Consider the following 18,796-nt stretch of genomic DNA (forward strand, 5'->3'; position numbering starts at 1 on the left):
CCTACAACCCTTTGCGGAATTGGATGAAGCCCGGGCGCTCGGCAACCTGCTCGTACAGGCTGATGGCGGTGGCATTGGTTTCGTGGGTCAGCCAGTGCACCTTGATGCAGCCGGCGGCCTTGGCCGTGGCGTACACGTGTTCGATCAGCTGGCGGCCGATGCCCAGGCCCCGCTGGCTGCTGTCGACGTAGAGATCCTGCAGGTAGCAGGAGTTCTCGATGCTCCAGTTGGAACGATGGTAGATGAAGTTGACCATGCCCACTGCCTTGCCATCGACCCAGGCAAGGGTCGAATGGGTTGGCTCGTTAGGGTCGAGCAGGCGTTGCCAGGTACTGAGGCTTACTTCCTCTGCCAGCTCGGTCTGGTAGAAGCGCAGGTAGGCTTGCCACAGGGCGAGCCAGGCGGCGTGGTCTTGGGCGCTGACAGGGCGCAGGGTAACGCTGGGCATGGGGCTTTTCCTTCAGAGTTGGCGCATGTGCGCCGCAAGTTGGTTATCCAGGTAATCCGGGCTGGCGCCCAGGACATCACGCACCCCAGCGATATCTTCGGCCGTGCGGTTCTGGCTGAGCTTGCGCGCGCCCTGCAGACGGGCGATGGGCAGGCGGATGCCGACGATGGCGCGGAGCATGCCGTCGAGGTAGTCGGCGGGGGCATCGGCGACTTTCCAGGGCGCGCTGCGGCCCTGTTCGTGGCGGTCGGTCAGGCGGCTGACGATCTGCAGCAGTGGCGCGGCGTCGTGGATCACTTTGGCCGTGCCGTAGGCGTGCACGGCAAGGTAGTTCCAGGTCGGTACCACCTTGGGGGTTTCGGCCTTGCTCGGGTAATAGCTGGGGCTGACGTAGGCGTCGGCACCCGGGAACACCAGCAGTGCTTCGGCACCTTGCTCCAGGTCCTGCCATTGGCGGTTAGCCCGCGCCAGGTGGGCATAGACGGTGCCGAACTCGCCCTCTTGGGTGTCGAGCAACACCGGCAGGTGCGTGGCCAGCAAGCCCTGTTCACCGTGGCTGACCAACACGGCCAGACGGGTTTCGCGCATGTGCTGGTGCAAGCGCTCAAGGTCATGTTCCTGATGGGGTTTGCTGTTGTACATGCGGGGGTCCTTGTCGAATGCTTCCATCCTAGGCAGGCTATTGGTTCTGGGTAAGAGCCATTTATGGCTGTTTTGATAGGTCCAATTTCATGAGCGAGCGCCCCCTCGTAATGCCTTTCGATCCTGCCGGGATCGTTCTTGATCGTCGTCGTGGTCTTAGCCAGCAGCTTTACCAGGCCCTGCGTGCGCGGGTGCTGGATGGTCGCTTGAGCAGTGGTACTCGGTTGCCGGCCACGCGTGAGCTGGCGAACGTGCTGGCGCTGTCGCGCAACAGCGTGGTGCGTGCCTATGACCAGTTATATGCGGAGGGCTACATCGAAAGCCGGGTGGGGGATGGCACTTATGTGAGCCGTCTGCCAAAACTATCCACACAACTGTCCACAGGGTTATCCCTAGGGTTATCAACAGACTTATCCACATTTTCTTCGGAAAGCACTGAGGTTTTATCCAGCAACAAGCGTTCCAGTGAGCCATTGGAACGGTTGAAAAGTAACCATCTGCCGCCGCCAAAAAGCGGTGTGCCGAGGGCATTTCGAGTCGGAATTCCGGCGTTCGATTTGTTCCCGTTTGACGTCTGGGCCAAGCTGCAGGCGGCTTTCTGGCGCAATCCTTCGCCTGCGCAGCTGGGCTATGGTGACCCAGCCGGTGAGCCAGTGTTACGCGAGCTGATAGCCGCCTACTTGCGTCGATCGCGCGGTCTTTCCTGCACGGCTGAACAAATTGTGATCACCAGTGGTGCGCAACAGGCCATCAGCCTTTGTGCACAGTTGCTGTTGCAACCGGGCGACGGCGTGGCTGTGGAAAACCCGGGTTATCGGGCCGCTGGGCATACCTTCGCCGTCGCCGGTGGCAAGGTGACTGGCGTGCCGGTGGACGAGGAGGGCATGGATTGCCAGCACCTGGAGCAGTTGACGGACTGCCGGCTGGCCTATGTCACCCCGGCGCACCAGTACCCGACCGGCGTGACCATGAGCCTGCCGCGGCGCCTGGCCTTGCTGGCTTGGGCCGAGCGCAACGATGGCTGGATCATCGAGGATGACTACGACGGCGAATACCGTTACAGCGGCGCGCCCTTGACCCCGCTGGCAGCGCTCGACCACCAGGGGAGGGTGTTGTACGTCGGGACCTTTGGCAAGATCGCCTTTCCGGCATTGCGCCTGGGCTATCTGGTGCTGCCACCACGGCTGGTTCAGGCGTTCAGCCAGGGGCGGGCACTGGCGGTACGGCATTCGGAAGTGGGCACCCAGTGCGTGATGGCCCAATTCATGGCCCAAGGGCACTTCCAGCGGCACATCCGGCGCATGCGCAAGGCGGCGCTGAGCCGGCGCAATGTTCTCAAGGCCGGATGGCCTGTGGATGTGCCTGGGCTGGCTGCGATGCCTGAGGTGGCGGCGGGCCTGCATGTGAAGGTGGATGTGGATAACTTTGCGCGGGAGCAGGAGTTGGTGGCCAGAGCTGAAGCGGTGGGGGTGGAGGTGAACCCGCTGAGCAGTTACTGGCTGGAGGATAGCGAGGCGCCTGTGGATAAGCGGGCTGGGCTGGTGTTGGGGTTTGCGGCGGTGCCTGAAGGGGAGATTGCCGGGTCCTTGTTGAAATTGCGCAGGGTCTGGAAAGCGTGAATGGGGCCGCGCAGCGGCCCCCGGTGCTAAATCAGGTTCCGGACTTGATCCGGGTCCAGGCCCTGGTCCGCGCCCGCTCAGCCTCACGCGTCAACGGCTTGAGGGTATACAGCTTGGCCATCGCCTCCGCCGTCGGGTACAGGTTCGGGTTGTTGCGAATCGCCGGGCTCACCTTGTCAGTAGCATCTTTGTTCGGGTTCGGATAGCCGACGAAATCACTGATCGGCGCGATCACCTCAGGCCGCAGCAGGTAGTTGATGAATGCATGGGCATCCTCCGGGTTTGCCGCGTTCTTCGGGATCGCCAGCATGTCGAACCAGATTGGTGCACCTTCCTTGGGAAGGCGCATGTCCACCACCACGCCATTCTTCGCATCCTTCGCCCGGTTGGCGGCCTGCGAGAAGCTGCCGCTGTAGCCCACCGCCACGCAGATATCGCCATTGGCGATGTCGGCCATGTACTTCGAGGAATGGAAGTAGGTGATGTACGGGCGGATCTTCAGCAACAGTGCTTCGGCCTTCTTGTAGTCGTCCGGCTTGTCACTGTTGGGGGGCAAGCCCAGGTGCTGCAGGGCCAGCGGCAAGATCTCCGACGGCGAGTCGAGCAGCGCGACGCCGCACTGCTTGAGCTTGGCGATGTTCTCTTCCTTGAAGATCAGGTCCCAGCTGTCGACCGGGGCTTTGTCGCCGAGCACGGCCTTGACCTTGTCCGGGTTGAAGCCGATCAGGATGGTGCCGTACATGTAAGGCACGGCGAACTTGTTGCCCGGGTCGTTGGCCTCGATCAGCTTCATCAGCGCCGGGTCCAGGTGTTGCCAGTTCGGCAGCTTGCTGCGGTCCAGCGGCTGGAACACCCCGGCTTCGATCTGTTTGGCGAGGAACACGTTGGACGGTACTACCACGTCGTAGCCGGAGTTGCCGGTGAGCAGCTTGGCCTCGAGCGCTTCGTTGGTGTCGAAGATGTCGTAGATCAGCTTGACGCCACTATCCTTCTGGAAGTCGCTCAAGGTCTGCGGTGTGATGTAATCGAACCAGTTATACACACGCAGGGTGCGCTGCTCGGCGTGAGCCTGCAGGGCACCGGTGAACAGGGTGGCAGCGATGAACGGGGCGAGCAGACGCTTGAGTCGGACCATGATCAGGCTCCTGGCTGGGCGCGCTGGAAGCCTTCCAGCACATTGACTGCGTTGATACCGATTTCTTCCACAGCATAGCCACCCTCCATCACGAACAGGGTGGGCTTGCCGAGCTGGGCGATGCGCTTGCCCATCTCCAAGTAATCCGGGCTATCCAGTTTGAACTGGGAGATCGGATCGTCTTTGAAGGTGTCCACGCCGAGGGAGATCACCAGCACGTCGGCGTCATAGGCGGCAATGCGTTGGCAGGCGTCTTCCAGTGCACCGCTCCAGGCTGCCCAGTCACTGCCGGCGGGCAGTGGGTAGTTGATGTTGCAGCCTTCACCTGCGCCTTCACCGGTTTCATCGGCATAGCCGAGGAAGAACGGGAATTCGTCCGTTGGATCGCCGTGGATCGAGGCGAAGTACACGTCGTTGCGCTGGTAGAAGATGTCCTGGGTGCCGTTGCCGTGGTGGTAGTCGACGTCGAGGATGGCCACCTTGGCGCGGCCCTGGTCGATGAAGGCCTGGGCGGCGATCGCAGCATTGTTCAGGTAGCAATAGCCACCCATGACTTCAGCGGCGGCGTGGTGCCCTGGTGGCCGGCACAGGGCGAAGGCCGAGTGAGCGCCTTGCTGGATGGCAGCCTGGGCGGTCAGGGCGACCTGCGCGGCGCTGTAGGCGGCTTGCCAGGTGCCAGCGGTGATCGGTGCGCCGGCGTCGAAGCTGTAGTAGCCCAGTTCGCCATGCAGGCCGGTTGGCTTGACCTGGCGCAGGGTGCGCGCGGGCCAGGTGAAGGGCAGCAGGTCGCCGTCGTGGCCGAGCGCGGCCCAGCGTGCCCAGGCGCCCTGGAAGAAGTCGAGATAGTCGGCGCTGTGAATGCGCTGCAGCGGCGCACGGCCGAAGTCGGTCGGGCCCTGGACGTCGCCCAGGTTGCGCTTTTTCACTTGTTCGAGGACGTGGTCGGCGCGTGAGGGCATTTCGAAGCAAGGCATCAGCTTGCCGTCGATCAGCTCGCAGCGGCCATGGTGCAGGCGGTGATCATCGGAATAGATCGTCAGCATTTGTTGTTCTCCGGGGGGGACTGGCGTGGGCCCATTTTCACGGGCGGCCAGGTGGCAGAGAACGACGCAAACGGCCAAAAGGGGATCGATATGGCCAAGCTCGTTGGCCACTGCGGGTCAACCGCGGAAGTGGCTGGGGGCGACCCCGCTCCAACGCTGGAATGCATGGCGGAAACTCGCGGTCTCGCTGAACCCCAGGGTCTCGGCGATCCTGTAGATGGGCATCTGTTCGTCGGCCAGCAATTGCTTGGCCCGATCGAAGCGCAGTTCATCGAGCAGTTGTTGATAACTGCAGCCCAGCGCCTGTAGGTGTCGACGCAAGGTCCGCGACGAACAGTTCATCTGTCGCGCCAGCCCCTCCAGGCCCGGCGCCGCGTCCAGTTGTTGCAGCAACAACTGACGGATCCGCCCAAGCCAGGCCTGGCGCCCGGTGAATTCCAGGTTCAGGCGCCGGCAGCGCTCACTCATGGCCTTGTGGGTAATCGGATCGGCCAGCGGCAATGGCATGTCCAGCCAGCGCCGTTCGAAGGCAAAGGCGTTGTCCTCGGCGTCGAAGGTCAGTGGGCACTGGAAGGCGCTGGTGTAGAGACCGTGGTAGCCGGGGCGTGGGTGCTCGAAGCGGGCGCCGAGCAGCGGCAGAGTGCGGCCGAGCAGGTCATCGCAGATCACTTTCAGCGACACCAGGCAGAACTCGGCATTGAAGGCGGCGAGGGCTGGGCTGTCATGGCATTCACTGGCGCTGAACCAGACGCGCTGGCCATCGTCGACCAGGCGCAGCTTGAAGACTGTTCCCAGCAGTGCCGGATAATGCAGCGCCAGGCGCAGGGCGTCACCCAAAGTGGCACTGGAGAGCAGGGCGTAACCGAGCATGCCGTAGCACGACACATGCATGCGACGGCCCAGTTCCAGGCCGATCTCTTCGCGCCGGGCCACGGCATTGGCGCACACCTGCAACTCTTGCTGGGTGGTGATGCGCGCGTCGCTATGGCCCAGGTCGGCCGGGCCTATGCCGCTGCCGGCGAGCAACGTCGTCGCCTCGCAGCCTTCTTCCCGGAACAGGTTGAGGATCAGCGAAACCGCGTTGAGGGTGGTCAGGTGGCTGTGCAGCATGCTCGGTCATCCCGTGGGCCTGGGAGGCATTATGGAGCAAGTTGTGTGCCGATACCGGCACGGCATGGCTGGCGCGGCATTCATGAGGCGAAAAAAAAGGCCCGGAGCGTGCGCTCGGGCCTTTGAAAGGTTGAGAGGTGTCTAGTCCCTCGACCTGGTGAGACTGTTTGCAGCGGTCTGAGTTACGCCTTCAGCGGAACCAGACGTGGAGCGATCATGTTTTCCGGACGCAGGATGTCGTCGAGCATCGCGTCGTCCAGCAGCTTCTCTTCACGCACCAGTTCCAGTACGCCGCGGCCGGTTTCCAGGGCAACGCGAGCGATACGGGTGGCGTTTTCGTAGCCGATGTAAGGGTTCAGGGCGGTGACCAGGCCGATCGAGTGCTCGACCAGTTCACGGCAGCGCTGTTCGTTGGCAGTGATGCCGACGATGCAGTGCTCGCGCAGCATGTCCATGGCGCGCTGGAGCAGGCGGATCGAGTCGAAGATCTTGTAGGCGATCAGCGGCTCCATCACGTTCAGCTGCAGCTGGCCACCTTCGGCGGCGACGGTCAGGGCCAGGTCGTTGCCCATGATGGCGAAGGCCACCTGGTTGACCGCTTCCGGGATAACCGGGTTGACCTTGCCTGGCATGATCGAGCTGCCTGGCTGACGCGCTGGCAGGTTGATCTCGTTGATGCCGGTGCGTGGGCCGCTGGACAGCAGGCGCAGGTCGTTGCAGATCTTCGACAGCTTGACCGCGGTACGCTTGAGCATGCCGGAGAAAAGTACGAAGGCACCCATGTCGGAAGTGGCTTCGATCAGGTCGGCAGCCGGTACCAGCGGCTGGCCGCTGATGGTGGCCAGGCGTTGTACGGCCAGGGCCTGGTAGCCCGGGTCGGCGTTGATGCCGGTACCGATGGCGGTACCGCCCAGGTTGATTTCGGTCAGCAGTTCCGGAGCCAGCGAGCGCAGGCGCTGCAAGTCTTCGGTCATGGTGGTGGCGAAGGCGCGGAATTCCTGGCCCAGGGTCATTGGCACGGCGTCCTGCAGCTGGGTACGGCCCATCTTCAGTACGTGGTCGAATTCCTTGCCTTTGGCAGCGAAGGCCTGGATCAGGCTGTCGAGGCTGGCCAGCAGGGCGTCATGGCCCAGCAGCAAGCCCAGGCGGATGGCGGTCGGGTAGGCGTCGTTGGTCGACTGCGCCATGTTCACGTCGTTGTTCGGGTGCAGGTACTGGTACTCACCCTTCTGGTGGCCCATGGCCTCCAGTGCGACGTTGGCGATGACTTCGTTCGCGTTCATGTTGGTGGAAGTACCGGCACCACCCTGGATCATGTCCACCACGAACTGGTCGTGGTAATCGCCTTTGATCAGGCGGGCGCAGGCTGCACTGATGGCAGCGTGCTTGGCATCGCTCAGGTGACCCAGCTCACGGTTGGCGTCGGCAGCGGCCTGCTTGACCATGGCCAGGGCCACGACCAGCTTCGGGTAGTGCGACAGCGGAACACCGGAGAGATGGAAGTTGTTGGCAGCGCGCAGGGTCTGGATGCCGTAGTAGGCATCGGCAGGGACTTCAAGGGTACCAAGCAGATCTTTTTCGACGCGGAACGATGCAGCGGAGGACATGATGGATATCATCTCGATTTTGACCCGGCACATGCCGGAATGGCGCCAATCCTAGGCCTGAAGCGGATTTTGCGGCCAATGCTGTTGCACGCTAACCTATGCACAAACGGCATAGTGTTTCATGTGACGCCAATTGACATTCGAGCGTGTTCCATTTTGGTGCGCTCTGGGAGATCTGCTTCATGAACCTCGAAAGCAAGTGGCTGGAGGACTTCAGTGCCCTGGCCTCCACCCGCAGTTTTTCCCAGGCGGCCGAGCGACGTTTCGTCACCCAGCCCGCCTTCAGCCGGCGTATACGTAGCCTGGAAGCGGCGCTGGGGTTGACTCTGGTGAATCGTTCCCGCACACCGATCGAGCTGACCGAGGCAGGGCAGCTGTTTCTTGTCACTGCACGTACCGTTGTCGACCAGTTGAGCGAAGTTCTTCGCCATTTGCATCACCTCGAAGGTGGCCAGGGTGAGGTGATCCAGGTGTCTGCCGCGCACTCGCTGGCATCGGGCTTTTTCCCACGCTGGGTAGCCCAGTTGCGCAATGATGGTTTGAACATCGCCACCCGACTGGTCGCGACCAACGTCGGAGATGCGGTGCATGCGTTAAGGGAAGGGGGCTGCGACCTGATGCTGGCGTTCTATGACCCTGATGCTGCCCTGCAGATGGATGCCGAGATCTTCCCTTCGCTGCACATGGGCACCACCGAAATGCTTCCGGTGTGCGCAGTGGATGCCAACGGCAAGCCGCTATTCGACCTTGAAGCCGACAGCAGCGTGCCGTTGTTGGCCTATAGCGCTGGTGCCTTCCTGGGGCGTTCGGTGAACCTGCTGCTGCGTCAACGCAATCTGCGATACACCACCGTTTATGAGACTGCCATGGCTGACAGTCTCAAGAGCATGGCGCTGGAAGGCATGGGCGTCGCCTGGGTGCCCCGTTTGTCGATGCGTGGCGAGCTGGAGCGCGGGGAACTTGCGATCTGTGGCGGGAGCCAGTGGCACGTGCCATTGGAGATTCGCCTGTATCGCTGCGCACTGGTGCGTAAGGCCAACGTGCGCTTGTTGTGGCGCAAGCTGGAAAACACACCGACGTCGGAGTGAACCTTTCTTTTCATTGACCGAGCGTTTCGTTCAAGTAACTGGAAATGCTTGCTCTGTTCTCGTCGCTGTAGCGGTAGCAATTAGACCGAAGCGAATTGCGGAGCGGGAACACATAAGTCTCGCAACGCCAGGGGTTGTAGCGTAGTTCTGCCGCTTTGTGTGTTGCGTTCATCATATGACCCAGTTCGTGCGCCAGAGCTGTGTAGGTAGCAAGCGAAGCGATTCCGTCGGGGTAGCCTAATTTCGCCAAACCAAGGGTATCTGTGCCTTCACGGTTAAGGCCGAAAGTGTTGCGCGCCAGCAAAACCGATTTCTGTCCACTGAACTGCGGTGGAGTGGCATTGCTGAAGGTTCGGTAAGTGTCTTCTGGAGACATCTCCCGGTACCGGATATCAGTGATGCCAGCAATATTGCGTTTGAAGATTACCTCAATCGAATGGTTGCTTAATTCGCGCATTTCGTTCAGCCAGGGCTGTACGAAATCCTGACGTATCTTGTTGTCACTGATGTCTCCCAGTTCATCATGGGGATAGAGGGTTACTATCAGTGATTTCGCCGCCCAGGCAGGGGCTGCCTGCAGTGCCATCGTTATGTTGAAAGTCAGTGCAGCAAGGAATCGTTTGGTCATTTCCAGCTCCTGAAAAGTTGAACATCGAAGTCCTATCCTCTTGCAGCCGCCGATTCGTACAGCAGTGGGAAAAACTTGTCCCGCGAGACAGCTTGCCCTTTGATCCGACATGTGCTTATGGGGGTGGGCGGCCCGCCCAGAAATACGCTACAATCCCGCGCCTTCGACCGACCCGGTCGATTCAGAATCCGTATGACAAGCCACGCCGGTCCACCTGCGTGGCTTGTTGCTTTTAGCGCGCCAGAAGGCGCTTGCAGGAGAGGCTCGACGATGAGTGCACTGGTTGGCGTGATCATGGGCTCCAAGTCCGATTGGTCCACCCTTAGCCACACCGCCGATATGCTGGAAAAACTCGGCATTCCCTACGAAGTGAAGGTGGTTTCCGCCCACCGCACCCCGGACTTGCTTTTCCAGTACGCCGAAGAGGCCGAAGGGCGTGGCATCGAGGTGATCATTGCGGGTGCCGGTGGCGCTGCCCACCTGCCAGGCATGTGTGCCGCCAAGACCCACCTGCCGGTGCTGGGCGTGCCCGTCCAGTCGTCGATGCTGTCGGGCGTCGATTCGCTGCTGTCGATCGTGCAGATGCCTGCCGGCGTGCCGGTTGCCACCCTGGCCATCGGCCGTGCTGGCGCCGTCAACGCCGCACTGCTGTCGGCGAGCATCCTCGGTGCCAAGTACCCGCAGTACCACGCGGCGCTGAAGCAGTTCCGCAGCGAGCAGACCGACACCGTGCTGGACAATCCAGACCCGCGCCAGGCTTGAGGCTGAACCCATGAAGATCGGTGTAATCGGTGGCGGCCAGCTGGGCCGCATGCTGGCCCTGGCGGGCACCCCGCTGGGCATGAACTTCGCCTTCCTCGACCCGGCGTCGGACGCCTGTGCGGCCCCGCTGGGCGAGCACCTGCGTGCCGACTATGGCGACCAGGACCACCTGCGCCAGCTGGCCGACGAAGTCGACCTGGTGACCTTCGAATTCGAGAGCGTCCCGGCCGAGACCGTGGCTTTCCTGTCGCAGTTCGTCCCGGTCTATCCGAGTGCCGAAGCGCTGCGCATCGCCCGCGATCGCCTGTTCGAGAAGAGCATGTTCCGCGACCTGGGCATCCCGACCCCGGCCTTCGCCGACATCCTCTCGCAGGCGGACCTCGACGCAGCGGTCGCCAGCATCGGCCTGCCGGCCGTGCTGAAGACCCGCACCCTGGGCTACGACGGCAAGGGCCAGAAGGTTCTGCGCTCGCCGGAAGACGTGGTTGGCACCTTCGCCGAGCTGGGCAGCGTACCTTGCCTGCTGGAAGGCTTCGTGCCGTTCACTGGCGAAGTATCGCTGGTGGCGGTGCGTGCCCGCGATGGCGAAACCCGTTTCTATCCGTTGGTGCACAACACCCACGAGAGCGGCATCCTGAAACTGTCGGTGGCCAGCCAGGCGCACCCGCTGCAGGGGCTGGCCGAAGACTATGTCGGCCGCGTGCTCAAGCAGCTGGACTACGTCGGCGTGATGGCCTTCGAGTTCTTCGAAGTCGACGGTGGCCTGAAGGCCAACGAAATCGCCCCGCGTGTGCATAACTCCGGGCACTGGACCATCGAAGGCGCCGAGTGCAGCCAGTTTGAGAATCACCTGCGCGCCGTGGCCGGCCTGCCGCTGGGCTCGACTGCCAAGGTCGGTGAAAGCGCCATGCTCAACTTCATCGGCGAAGTGCCGGCGGTTGAAAAGGTCGTGGCCATTGATGGCTGCCACCTGCACCACTATGGCAAGGCCTTCAAGGTCGGGCGCAAGGTTGGCCACGCCACCCTGCGCTGCCAGGACATGGTCAGCCTGAACGCCAAGATTGCCGAAGTGGAAGCATTGATCAGCAACTGATCGAACTTCTGCTCGGGGTCTGCCCTCTGAAAATGGCAACAAGCCAAACCGCTGTCTAGGCTTTGGCTTGTTCCATCTTCACTTCAGAGGGATTGCCATGGGCATCATTGGAACCATCTTCATCGGCCTCATCGTCGGCCTGCTGGCTCGCTTCCTCAAGCCGGGCGACGACAGCATGGGCTGGATCATGACCATTCTGCTGGGTATCGCCGGCTCCCTGCTCGCCACCTATGGCGGCCAGGCACTGGGGATCTACCAGGCGGGCCAGGCCGCAGGATTCATCGGTGCGCTGGTTGGTGCGATCATCCTTCTGGTGATCTACGGATTCATCAAGAAACGCTGAATACTGGTTAGAATGCCCGGCAATTCATCCCGAGTTGCCGAGCATTTCCATGCGTGCCTTTTTCCTTATTCCGTTGCTTCTGGCCAGTACCTTGGCCCATGCCGAACTGCCCGAAACCGACTGGCTGGAGCTGATGCCCAAGTCGGACCAGAAGGCGCTCGAAGAGATGCCCGAAATCGACCACAACTCGCCGGAAGCCAATGGCACCTTCACCGCCAAGGGCGGCCTGAAGCAGAGCAAGGGCCTGCCGGCGGTGATGTATTCGACCAAGACCGTGGCCGCCATGGACGGCAAGGACATCCGCCTGGGCGGCTACCCGGTGCCGCTGGAAAGCGATGCCAAGGGCAACAGCACGTTGTTCTTCCTTGTGCCTTACCCAGGCGCATGCATCCACGTGCCGCCGCCGCCGCCCAACCAGTTGGTACTGGTGCGGTATCCGAAGGGCCTGAAGATCGATGACATCTATACGCCGCTTTGGGTCAGCGGCAAACTGAAGGTGGAGAAGGTCAGCAATGACCTGGCCGATGCGGCCTATGCGCTGGATGCGGGGAAGGTGAGGGTGGTGGAAGACGCCGACCTCTGATCGCCTGTACCGGCCCCTTCGCGGGGAAGCCCGCGAAGAGGCCAGGCCTGCCAAAGCAGCAATCAAATCGCTGTGCTAGCGATCCTGACCTGCAGCGAATGACTGGCCCCGGGCTTGAGCTCCAGTACATCATCCCAGACATTCGCCGTCTCGATGCACAGCATCCGCTGCCAGCCGTCATCGGCCATGTCCGCCAGCTCCTTGGCCCGCTCGGTCCAAGGATTCCAGATCACCGCTGAGCGCGACCCGGTGCAGGTCAGGGTGATCCGCCGCTCCCAGTACGGATCGACAATGCTCAGCTTCTGCGGCGTATCCAGGTAGATCCGGTCAGTTTCCCCGGCAAAGCCCAACGCACCCTGCTGCTGGCGCTGTTCCCAGTCAGCCAGGGTTTCGATGTACTGCAGCCCTTCTACCCCTTCGACCCACGCCTGGCGCACGTCGCTGACGGCAAAGTAACTGTGCAGGGCCTGGCTGATGGTCACGGGGCTGTTGCCCATGTTGCGGTTATTCAAAGATACGCTGAGCTCATCACCCAGTACGATCTGCAGCTTCAGCTCGACATCATGTGACCAGCCCAGTAGCTCGCCCTGGGCCTGGGGCAGCTCGAATTCGATGTGCAGGTCATCGCCTTTTTCTTCGACGCCCAGCAACTGCCAGTCACGCGTACGCGCCAAGCCATGGGCGGGAGCCTGCTTGCCACAGTACATGTCCTGCACGGATGCGGGATTGCGCTGCAAGTTGCCAAACCACGGCCAGCACACCGGCACACCGGCACGCACCGATTTGCCTTGGCGGAAGATGGCCTGGTCGCTCAGCCACAGCAGCGGTGGCTCGCCAACACGCTGGTAGCTGAGGATCTGCGCGCCCTGCTGGGCGATCAGTAGTTCGGCGCGGTCGCTGCTGATGCGCCAGCAGTTGAGTTCGCCGTGTTGCTCGGATTCGACCTTGAAGGTAGCCATTACGCTCGTCTCATTGATTGCCTGTGGGCCCTTGGACCCGGTGACGTGCAATGAGTTTACCGCTCGCGAGGCTCAGCGACGAGGCACCGAGCGGGTTCGGCCACTGCCATCGATGGCGACGAACACGAATGTCGCTTCGGTAACCTTGCGCCACTCGCTGGACAGCGGGTCGTCACTCCACACCTCGACCATCATGCGGATCGAGCTGCGGCCGATTTCCAGGGTCTGGGTATAGAACGACAGTTGTGCGCCAACGGCCACCGGCACCAGGAATGCCATGCGGTCGATGGATACCGTGGCCACTCGGCCACCGGCGACGCGGCTGGCCATGGCGGTGCCGGCCAGGTCCATCTGCGCGACCAGCCAGCCGCCGAAGATGTCGCCGAAGCCATTGGTTTCGCGCGGCAGCGCGGTGATCTGCAAGGCCAGGTCGCCTTGCGGGATAGGATCTTCTTGTTCGAGCTCAATCATGCGATGGGGCCTCTGACCCGTGACGCTTTCGTTGGTGTGGCGCAAGGCCGGGAAAACGATTCAGCTGACAACATACTACGCCGATTCCGTTTCGCTGGGCGGCCGTAGGGAAACTCTGCGAAACCGTCTGACATCACGACCGGCGTTTTCGCACAACTTCCCAGGGTTAAGGCAACCTTTTCCTACGAACGGCCAGTATATATAGCCAATCGCCCAGCGACGACCGCGTATTTATGAATATGTGTATGGATTTTGTATCGCTTTCAGCGCAGCTCGGCAATTTGCTATCTTCGCTCCTCGCCCCAATCCAGAAGCCGCGTGCCAAGCGGCCTGCATGACCTACAAGAGAACGAAGAGCGATGACCTCCGTGCCGAGCAGTATCGAGCAGCCCACGCGGCCGCTGACCCGCAGTGACTACAAGACCCTCTCACTGTCCGCCCTGGGCGGAGCCCTGGAGTTCTACGACTTCATCATCTTCGTGTTCTTCGCCACGGTGGTCGGCAAGCTGTTCTTCCCCGCCGACATGCCTGAGTGGCTACGCCTGATGCAGACCTTCGGCATTTTCGCCGCCGGCTACCTGGCACGACCGCTGGGTGGCATCGTCATGGCCCACTTCGGCGACCTGCTCGGGCGCAAGAAGATGTTCACCCTGAGCATCTTCATGATGGCGTTGCCGACCCTGATCATGGGCCTGCTGCCGACGTATGCGCAGATCGGCCTGTGGGCGCCGATCCTGTTGCTGCTGATGCGGGTGATCCAGGGCGCGGCCATCGGTGGCGAGGTACCGGGCGCCTGGGTGTTCGTCTCCGAGCATGTGCCGGAGCGCAACACCGGCTACGCCTGCGGGACCCTGACCGCGGGCCTGACGGCGGGCATCCTGCTCGGTTCGCTGGTGGCGACCCTGATCAACACCCTCTACAGCGCCGAGGAAGTGGCTGACTACGCCTGGCGTATCCCGTTCCTGCTCGGCGGTGTGTTCGGCCTGTTCTCGGTGTACCTGCGCCGCTGGCTGCACGAAACCCCGGTGTTCGCCGAGATGCAGCAGCGCAAGGCCCTGGCCGAAGAGCTGCCGCTGCGCGCGGTGCTGCGCGACCACCGTGGCCCGATCATCCTGTCGATGCTGCTGACCTGGATGCTGTCTGCCGGCATCGTCGTAGTGATCCTGATGACCCCGGCGTTGCTGCAGAGCATCTACCACGTCAGCCCCACCGATTCGCTCAAGGCCAACAGCCTGGCAATCGTGCTGCTCAGCTTCGGCTGCATCGGCGCCGGCAGCCTGGCCGACCGCTTCGGTGCGGGCCGGGTGTTCGTGATCGGCAGCCTGCTGCTGCTGGCCAGCTCCTGGACCTTCTACCACAGCCTGCCGACCCATCCTGAGCTGCTGTTCCCGCTGTATGCAGTGACCGGCTTGTGCGTGGGTGTGATCGGCGCGGTGCCGTACGTGATGGTCAAGGCGTTCCCGGCGGTGGTGCGCTTTAGCGGGTTGTCGTTCTCCTACAACGTGGCCTACGCCATCTTTGGTGGCCTGACGCCGATGGTCGTGACGGCGCTCCTCAAGGTGAGCCCGATGGCACCTGCCTACTATGTGGCAGGTCTTTGTGCCGTTGGTCTGATGGTGGGTCTGTACCTGCTCGCCAACAAGCGCTGATCTGCACCGAGACTGCTGGCCTCTTCGCGGCTTCAGTCGCGAAGAGGCCACTCCTGTTTTCAGTGATGGCCTTTCATCCATTTGTCACATTTGAGTCATATCGTATTCATGCGGCCTGCAGATACTTGGCCCCGTTCCATCCAACACCCCAAATATTCCTGCTAGGAGCAAGGCATGAAACTGAAGCGTTTGATGGCGGCCCTGACCTTTGTCGCCGCTGGCGTTGCGACCGCCAACGCGGTAGCCGCTGTCGACCCTGCAATCCCGACCTACACCAAGACCACCGGTGTATCGGGCAACCTCTCCAGCGTCGGTTCCGACACGCTCGCGAACTTGATGACTCTGTGGGCTGAGGCCTACAAAAAGGAATATCCGAACGTAAACATCCAGATTCAGGCTGCCGGTTCCTCGACTGCGCCACCCGCGCTGACCGAAGGCACCGCCAACCTCGGCCCGATGAGCCGCAAGATGAAGGATGTCGAGCTGCAGGCCTTCGAGCAGAAGTACGGCTACAAGCCAACCGCCATCCCGGTTGCCGTCGACGCCCTCGCTGTGTTCGTGCACAAGGACAACCCGATCAAAGGCCTGACCATGGCCCAGGTTGATGCCATCTTCTCGTCCACCCGCCTGTGCGGCGCCAAAGCCGAAGTCAAGACCTGGGGTGACCTGGGCGTGACCGGCGACCTGGCCAACAAGCCGGTTCAGCTGTTCGGCCGCAACTCGGTATCGGGCACCTACGGCTACTTCAAGGAAGAAGCCCTGTGCAAAGGCGACTTCAAGCCTAGCGTCAACGAACAACCTGGCTCGGCTTCGGTCGTGCAGTCGATCAGCTCCTCGCTGAACGGCATTGGCTACTCGGGCATCGGTTACAAGACTGCCAGCGTCAAGACCGTGGCCCTGGCCAAGAAAGAAGGCGGCGAGTTCATCGAAGACAACGAAGCCAACGCCCTGAACGGCTCGTACCCGCTGTCGCGCTTCCTGTATGTGTACGTCAACAAGGCGCCAAACAAGCCTCTGGCCCCGCTGGAAGCCGAGTTCGTCAAGCTGGTGCTGTCGCAAGCTGGCCAGCAGGTCGTGGTGAAGGATGGCTACATCCCGCTGCCGGCCAAAGTGGTCGACAAGACCCTGGCTGACCTGGGCCTGTCCCACTCGGACAATGTTGCAAAGAAGTAACTAACTGAGGATGAGGCCGGTGCTGATGCCCGGCCTCTTCCACGACTTTCCAGTCCGGTGCCAGGGTTCCTGTGCGGCGGGCTTTTTTGCGTCAACTCACTGTCATGTTTTTGTCATACGGGACCGCTAGGGTGTGCGCATGAATGATCTGGCCAATTCCACAATGACCCCAAACTCCCCGCCCGTGCGGATTGACTTCAATACGCCCGAGCTGCAACGCAAGCGCCGGATGCGCGCCCTCAAGGATCGCCTGACCCGCTGGTATGTACTGGTGGGCGGGCTAGCCGTATTGGCAGCTATCACGCTGATCTTCTTCTACCTGGCTTATGTGGTGCTGCCACTGTTCCAGGGTGCCGAGCTGACCAGCAAAAAAGCCCTGGAGCCGACCTGGTTGCAACAGGATGCCGGCAAGCCACTGATGATCGCCCTTGAAGAGCAGAACCTGGTTGGCATGCGCGTTTCGGACAAGGGTCAGGCCATTTTCTTCGACACCAAAGGCGGTAAAGAACTCAAGCATGTCGATCTGCCAGTGCCGGCAGGTACCCAGGTCACTTCGATCAGCGCCGACCAGCCGGGTAGCCCGCTGATCGTGCTCGGCCTGTCCAATGGTCAGGCACTGGTGTTCCACCACACCTACAAGATCACCTACCCGGACAACAAGAAGACCATCACCCCAGGTATCGACTACCCGTACGGCCAGGCGCCGTTCGTGCTCGATGAGCAGGGCCGTGCGCTGGAGCACGTGAGCGTCAACGTCAACGGCGAAACCCTGGTGCTGGCCGGTTCCACCGGTGCGCACCTGCAAGTGGTCGAGCTGTCGCAGACTGAAAACATGCTGACCGGTGAGACCAGCACTGAGCAGAACCGCATCGAATTGCCGCAGATGACCGAAGCGGTGAAGAACATCTTCATCGACCCGCGTCAGCAGTGGTTGTACGTGATCAACGGTCGCGCCACCGCCGATGTCTTCAGCCTGCGCGACAAGAGCCTCAATGGCCGCTACAAGCTGGCCGAAAGCGCCGACACCGAAGTCACCGCCACCGCCCAGCTGGTGGGCGGCATCTCGCTGATCATCGGTGACTCCAAGGGCGGCCTGGCCCAGTGGTTCATGGCCCGCGACCCGGATGGCGAGCAGCGCTTCAAGCAGATCCGGACCTTCCAGTTGGGCAAGGCACCGATCGCGCAGATCGACGCCGAAGAGCGCCGCAAGGGCTTCATCGCCCTGGACTCCGACGGCAAGCTCGGCGTGTTCCACAGTACCGCGCACCGCACACTGCTGGTCGAGCAGGCTGCCGAAGGTGCAGGCATCCTGGCCCTGTCGCCGCGAGCCAACCGCATCATCATCGAAGAAGGCGGCAAGCTGCTGCCGCTGAGCCTGCGCAACCCGCACCCGGAAATTTCCTTCAGTGCGCTGTGGGGCAAGGTCTGGTACGAAAACTACGACGAGCCTAAATACGTCTGGCAGTCGACCGCCTCGAACACCGACTTCGAGCCTAAGCTGAGCCTGTCGCCGCTGACCTTCGGTACCCTCAAGGCCGCGTTCTACGCAATGATCCTGGCGGCCCCGCTGGCCATTGCCGCTGCCATCTACACCGCCTACTTCATGGCCCCGGGCATGCGCCGCAAGGTCAAGCCGGTGATCGAACTGATGGAAGCGATGCCGACGGTGATCCTCGGCTTCTTCGCCGGCCTGTTCCTAGCCCCGTACCTGGAAGGCCACCTGCCCGGCGTATTCAGCCTGTTCCTGATCATGCCCATCGGCATTCTGCTGGCAGGCTATACCTGGAGCCGCCTGCCAGAGTCGATCCGCCTGCGCATCCCGGATGGCTGGGAAGCGGCAATCTTGATCCCGGTGATCCTGGCGATCGGCTGGATGGCCCTGGCTGTCAGCCCGTACCTGGAAAGCTGGTTCTTCGGCGGTGACATGCGTCTGTGGATCGAGCACACCCTCGGCCTGCGCTATGACCAGCGCAACGCCATGGTGGTAGGTATCGCCATGGGCTTCGCGGTCATCCCGAACATCTACTCGATCGCCGAAGACGCCGTGTTCAGCGTGCCGCGCAGCCTGACCCTGGGCTCTCTGGCCCTGGGTGCCACGCCGTGGCAGACCCTGACCCGCGTGGTCATCCTCACTGCCAGCCCGGGCATCTTCTCGGCGCTGATGATCGGCATGGGCCGTGCGGTGGGCGAGACCATGATCGTGCTGATGGCCACCGGCAATACCCCGGTGATGGAACTGAACCTGTTCGAAGGCATGCGCACCCTGGCCGCCAACGTGGCGGTGGAAATGCCTGAGTCGGAAGTCGGCGGCAGCCACTATCGCGTGCTGTTCCTCGCCGCCCTCGTGCTGCTGATGTTCACCTTCGTCATGAACACCTTGGCCGAGCTGATTCGCCAGCGTCTGCGCAAGAAATACTCGTCGCTTTGATAGAAAGGTAGCGAT

The 18,796-nt window shown here is 61.9% G+C and carries 18 protein-coding genes; 9 read left to right on the forward strand and 9 right to left on the reverse strand.

Annotated elements, in window-relative coordinates:
- Position 1 precedes the first annotated feature (1 nt).
- Complete coding sequence (locus BGP85_RS13665) at positions 2 to 448, reverse strand: GNAT family N-acetyltransferase (protein ID WP_103448433.1); 447 nt, start codon at positions 446 to 448, stop codon at positions 2 to 4.
- A 12-nt stretch (positions 449 to 460) separates the two neighbouring features.
- Entirely contained in the window at positions 461 to 1,090 is a 630-nt protein-coding gene (locus tag BGP85_RS13670) for an FMN-binding negative transcriptional regulator (RefSeq protein ID WP_103448434.1), read from the reverse strand.
- Between the two features lie 89 nt (positions 1,091 to 1,179).
- Between BGP85_RS13670 and pdxR the strand changes: the two genes are divergently transcribed.
- Positions 1,180 to 2,709 carry a MocR-like pyridoxine biosynthesis transcription factor PdxR gene (gene pdxR / locus BGP85_RS13675; protein WP_103448435.1) on the forward strand — a complete coding sequence of 510 codons (1,530 nt, stop codon included), beginning with the start codon at positions 1,180 to 1,182 and terminating at the stop codon, positions 2,707 to 2,709.
- Between the two features lie 31 nt (positions 2,710 to 2,740).
- Here the strand turns inward: pdxR and BGP85_RS13680 are convergent, their stop codons facing one another.
- The 4 genes from BGP85_RS13680 to aspA form a co-directional block, all read right to left on the reverse strand.
- Positions 2,741 to 3,844 (reverse strand): polyamine ABC transporter substrate-binding protein, encoded by a 1,104-nt coding sequence (locus tag BGP85_RS13680; protein ID WP_103448436.1) that lies wholly within the window; start codon positions 3,842 to 3,844, stop codon positions 2,741 to 2,743.
- Between the two features lie 2 nt (positions 3,845 to 3,846).
- Positions 3,847 to 4,887, reverse strand: a complete 1,041-nt coding sequence (locus BGP85_RS13685) for a histone deacetylase family protein (RefSeq protein ID WP_103448437.1) — start codon at positions 4,885 to 4,887, stop codon at positions 3,847 to 3,849.
- 117 nt (positions 4,888 to 5,004) lie between these two features.
- The gene (locus BGP85_RS13690; RefSeq protein WP_103448438.1) at positions 5,005 to 5,997 is read right to left on the reverse strand and encodes an AraC family transcriptional regulator; all 993 of its coding nucleotides are present in this window, start codon (positions 5,995 to 5,997) and stop codon (positions 5,005 to 5,007) included.
- A gap of 182 nt (positions 5,998 to 6,179) precedes the next feature.
- Positions 6,180 to 7,604 carry an aspartate ammonia-lyase gene (aspA, locus tag BGP85_RS13695; protein ID WP_027917067.1) on the reverse strand — a complete coding sequence of 475 codons (1,425 nt, stop codon included), beginning with the start codon at positions 7,602 to 7,604 and terminating at the stop codon, positions 6,180 to 6,182.
- 182 nt (positions 7,605 to 7,786) lie between these two features.
- Between aspA and BGP85_RS13700 the strand changes: the two genes are divergently transcribed.
- On the forward strand, positions 7,787 to 8,692 hold the full coding sequence (locus tag BGP85_RS13700; RefSeq protein WP_103448439.1) for a LysR substrate-binding domain-containing protein: 906 nt from the start codon (positions 7,787 to 7,789) through the stop codon (positions 8,690 to 8,692).
- A gap of 10 nt (positions 8,693 to 8,702) precedes the next feature.
- Here BGP85_RS13700 and BGP85_RS13705 read toward each other — a convergent pair whose 3' ends face one another.
- Complete coding sequence (locus BGP85_RS13705) at positions 8,703 to 9,320, reverse strand: hypothetical protein (protein WP_103448440.1); 618 nt, start codon at positions 9,318 to 9,320, stop codon at positions 8,703 to 8,705.
- A gap of 270 nt (positions 9,321 to 9,590) precedes the next feature.
- On the opposite strand from BGP85_RS13705, the gene purE reads away from it, so the two are divergent.
- The 4 genes from purE (at position 9,591) to BGP85_RS13725 (ending at position 12,101) form a co-directional block, all read left to right on the forward strand.
- Positions 9,591 to 10,082, forward strand: a complete 492-nt coding sequence (gene purE, locus BGP85_RS13710; protein WP_103448441.1) for a 5-(carboxyamino)imidazole ribonucleotide mutase — start codon at positions 9,591 to 9,593, stop codon at positions 10,080 to 10,082.
- Between the two features lie 10 nt (positions 10,083 to 10,092).
- Positions 10,093 to 11,175: a 5-(carboxyamino)imidazole ribonucleotide synthase gene (locus BGP85_RS13715; RefSeq protein ID WP_103448442.1), complete on the forward strand. Its 1,083-nt coding sequence runs from the start codon at positions 10,093 to 10,095 to the stop codon at positions 11,173 to 11,175.
- Between the two features lie 97 nt (positions 11,176 to 11,272).
- On the forward strand, positions 11,273 to 11,518 hold the full coding sequence (locus tag BGP85_RS13720) for a GlsB/YeaQ/YmgE family stress response membrane protein (RefSeq protein WP_060507722.1): 246 nt from the start codon (positions 11,273 to 11,275) through the stop codon (positions 11,516 to 11,518).
- Positions 11,519 to 11,567: 49 nt separating this feature from the next.
- Positions 11,568 to 12,101, forward strand: a complete 534-nt coding sequence (locus BGP85_RS13725; RefSeq protein WP_181004525.1) for a DUF3299 domain-containing protein — start codon at positions 11,568 to 11,570, stop codon at positions 12,099 to 12,101.
- A 62-nt stretch (positions 12,102 to 12,163) separates the two neighbouring features.
- Here BGP85_RS13725 and BGP85_RS13730 read toward each other — a convergent pair whose 3' ends face one another.
- Together BGP85_RS13730 and BGP85_RS13735 are read right to left on the reverse strand one after the other, a co-directional pair.
- The gene (locus BGP85_RS13730; RefSeq protein ID WP_103448444.1) at positions 12,164 to 13,060 is read right to left on the reverse strand and encodes a D-hexose-6-phosphate mutarotase; all 897 of its coding nucleotides are present in this window, start codon (positions 13,058 to 13,060) and stop codon (positions 12,164 to 12,166) included.
- Positions 13,061 to 13,132: 72 nt separating this feature from the next.
- Positions 13,133 to 13,531 carry an acyl-CoA thioesterase gene (locus BGP85_RS13735; protein WP_027917060.1) on the reverse strand — a complete coding sequence of 133 codons (399 nt, stop codon included), beginning with the start codon at positions 13,529 to 13,531 and terminating at the stop codon, positions 13,133 to 13,135.
- Positions 13,532 to 13,890: 359 nt separating this feature from the next.
- Between BGP85_RS13735 and BGP85_RS13740 the strand changes: the two genes are divergently transcribed.
- From BGP85_RS13740 to BGP85_RS13750, 3 genes are all read left to right on the forward strand, one after another.
- On the forward strand, positions 13,891 to 15,180 hold the full coding sequence (locus BGP85_RS13740) for an MFS transporter (protein ID WP_103448445.1): 1,290 nt from the start codon (positions 13,891 to 13,893) through the stop codon (positions 15,178 to 15,180).
- A gap of 174 nt (positions 15,181 to 15,354) precedes the next feature.
- Positions 15,355 to 16,353, forward strand: a complete 999-nt coding sequence (locus tag BGP85_RS13745; protein ID WP_103448446.1) for a phosphate ABC transporter substrate-binding protein PstS — start codon at positions 15,355 to 15,357, stop codon at positions 16,351 to 16,353.
- Between the two features lie 139 nt (positions 16,354 to 16,492).
- Positions 16,493 to 18,781 carry an ABC transporter permease subunit gene (locus BGP85_RS13750; RefSeq protein WP_103448447.1) on the forward strand — a complete coding sequence of 763 codons (2,289 nt, stop codon included), beginning with the start codon at positions 16,493 to 16,495 and terminating at the stop codon, positions 18,779 to 18,781.
- Positions 18,782 to 18,796: the final 15 nt, after the last annotated feature.

The organism is Pseudomonas putida (assembly GCF_002906855.1).
Lineage (GTDB): Bacteria > Pseudomonadota > Gammaproteobacteria > Pseudomonadales > Pseudomonadaceae > Aquipseudomonas > Aquipseudomonas putida_N.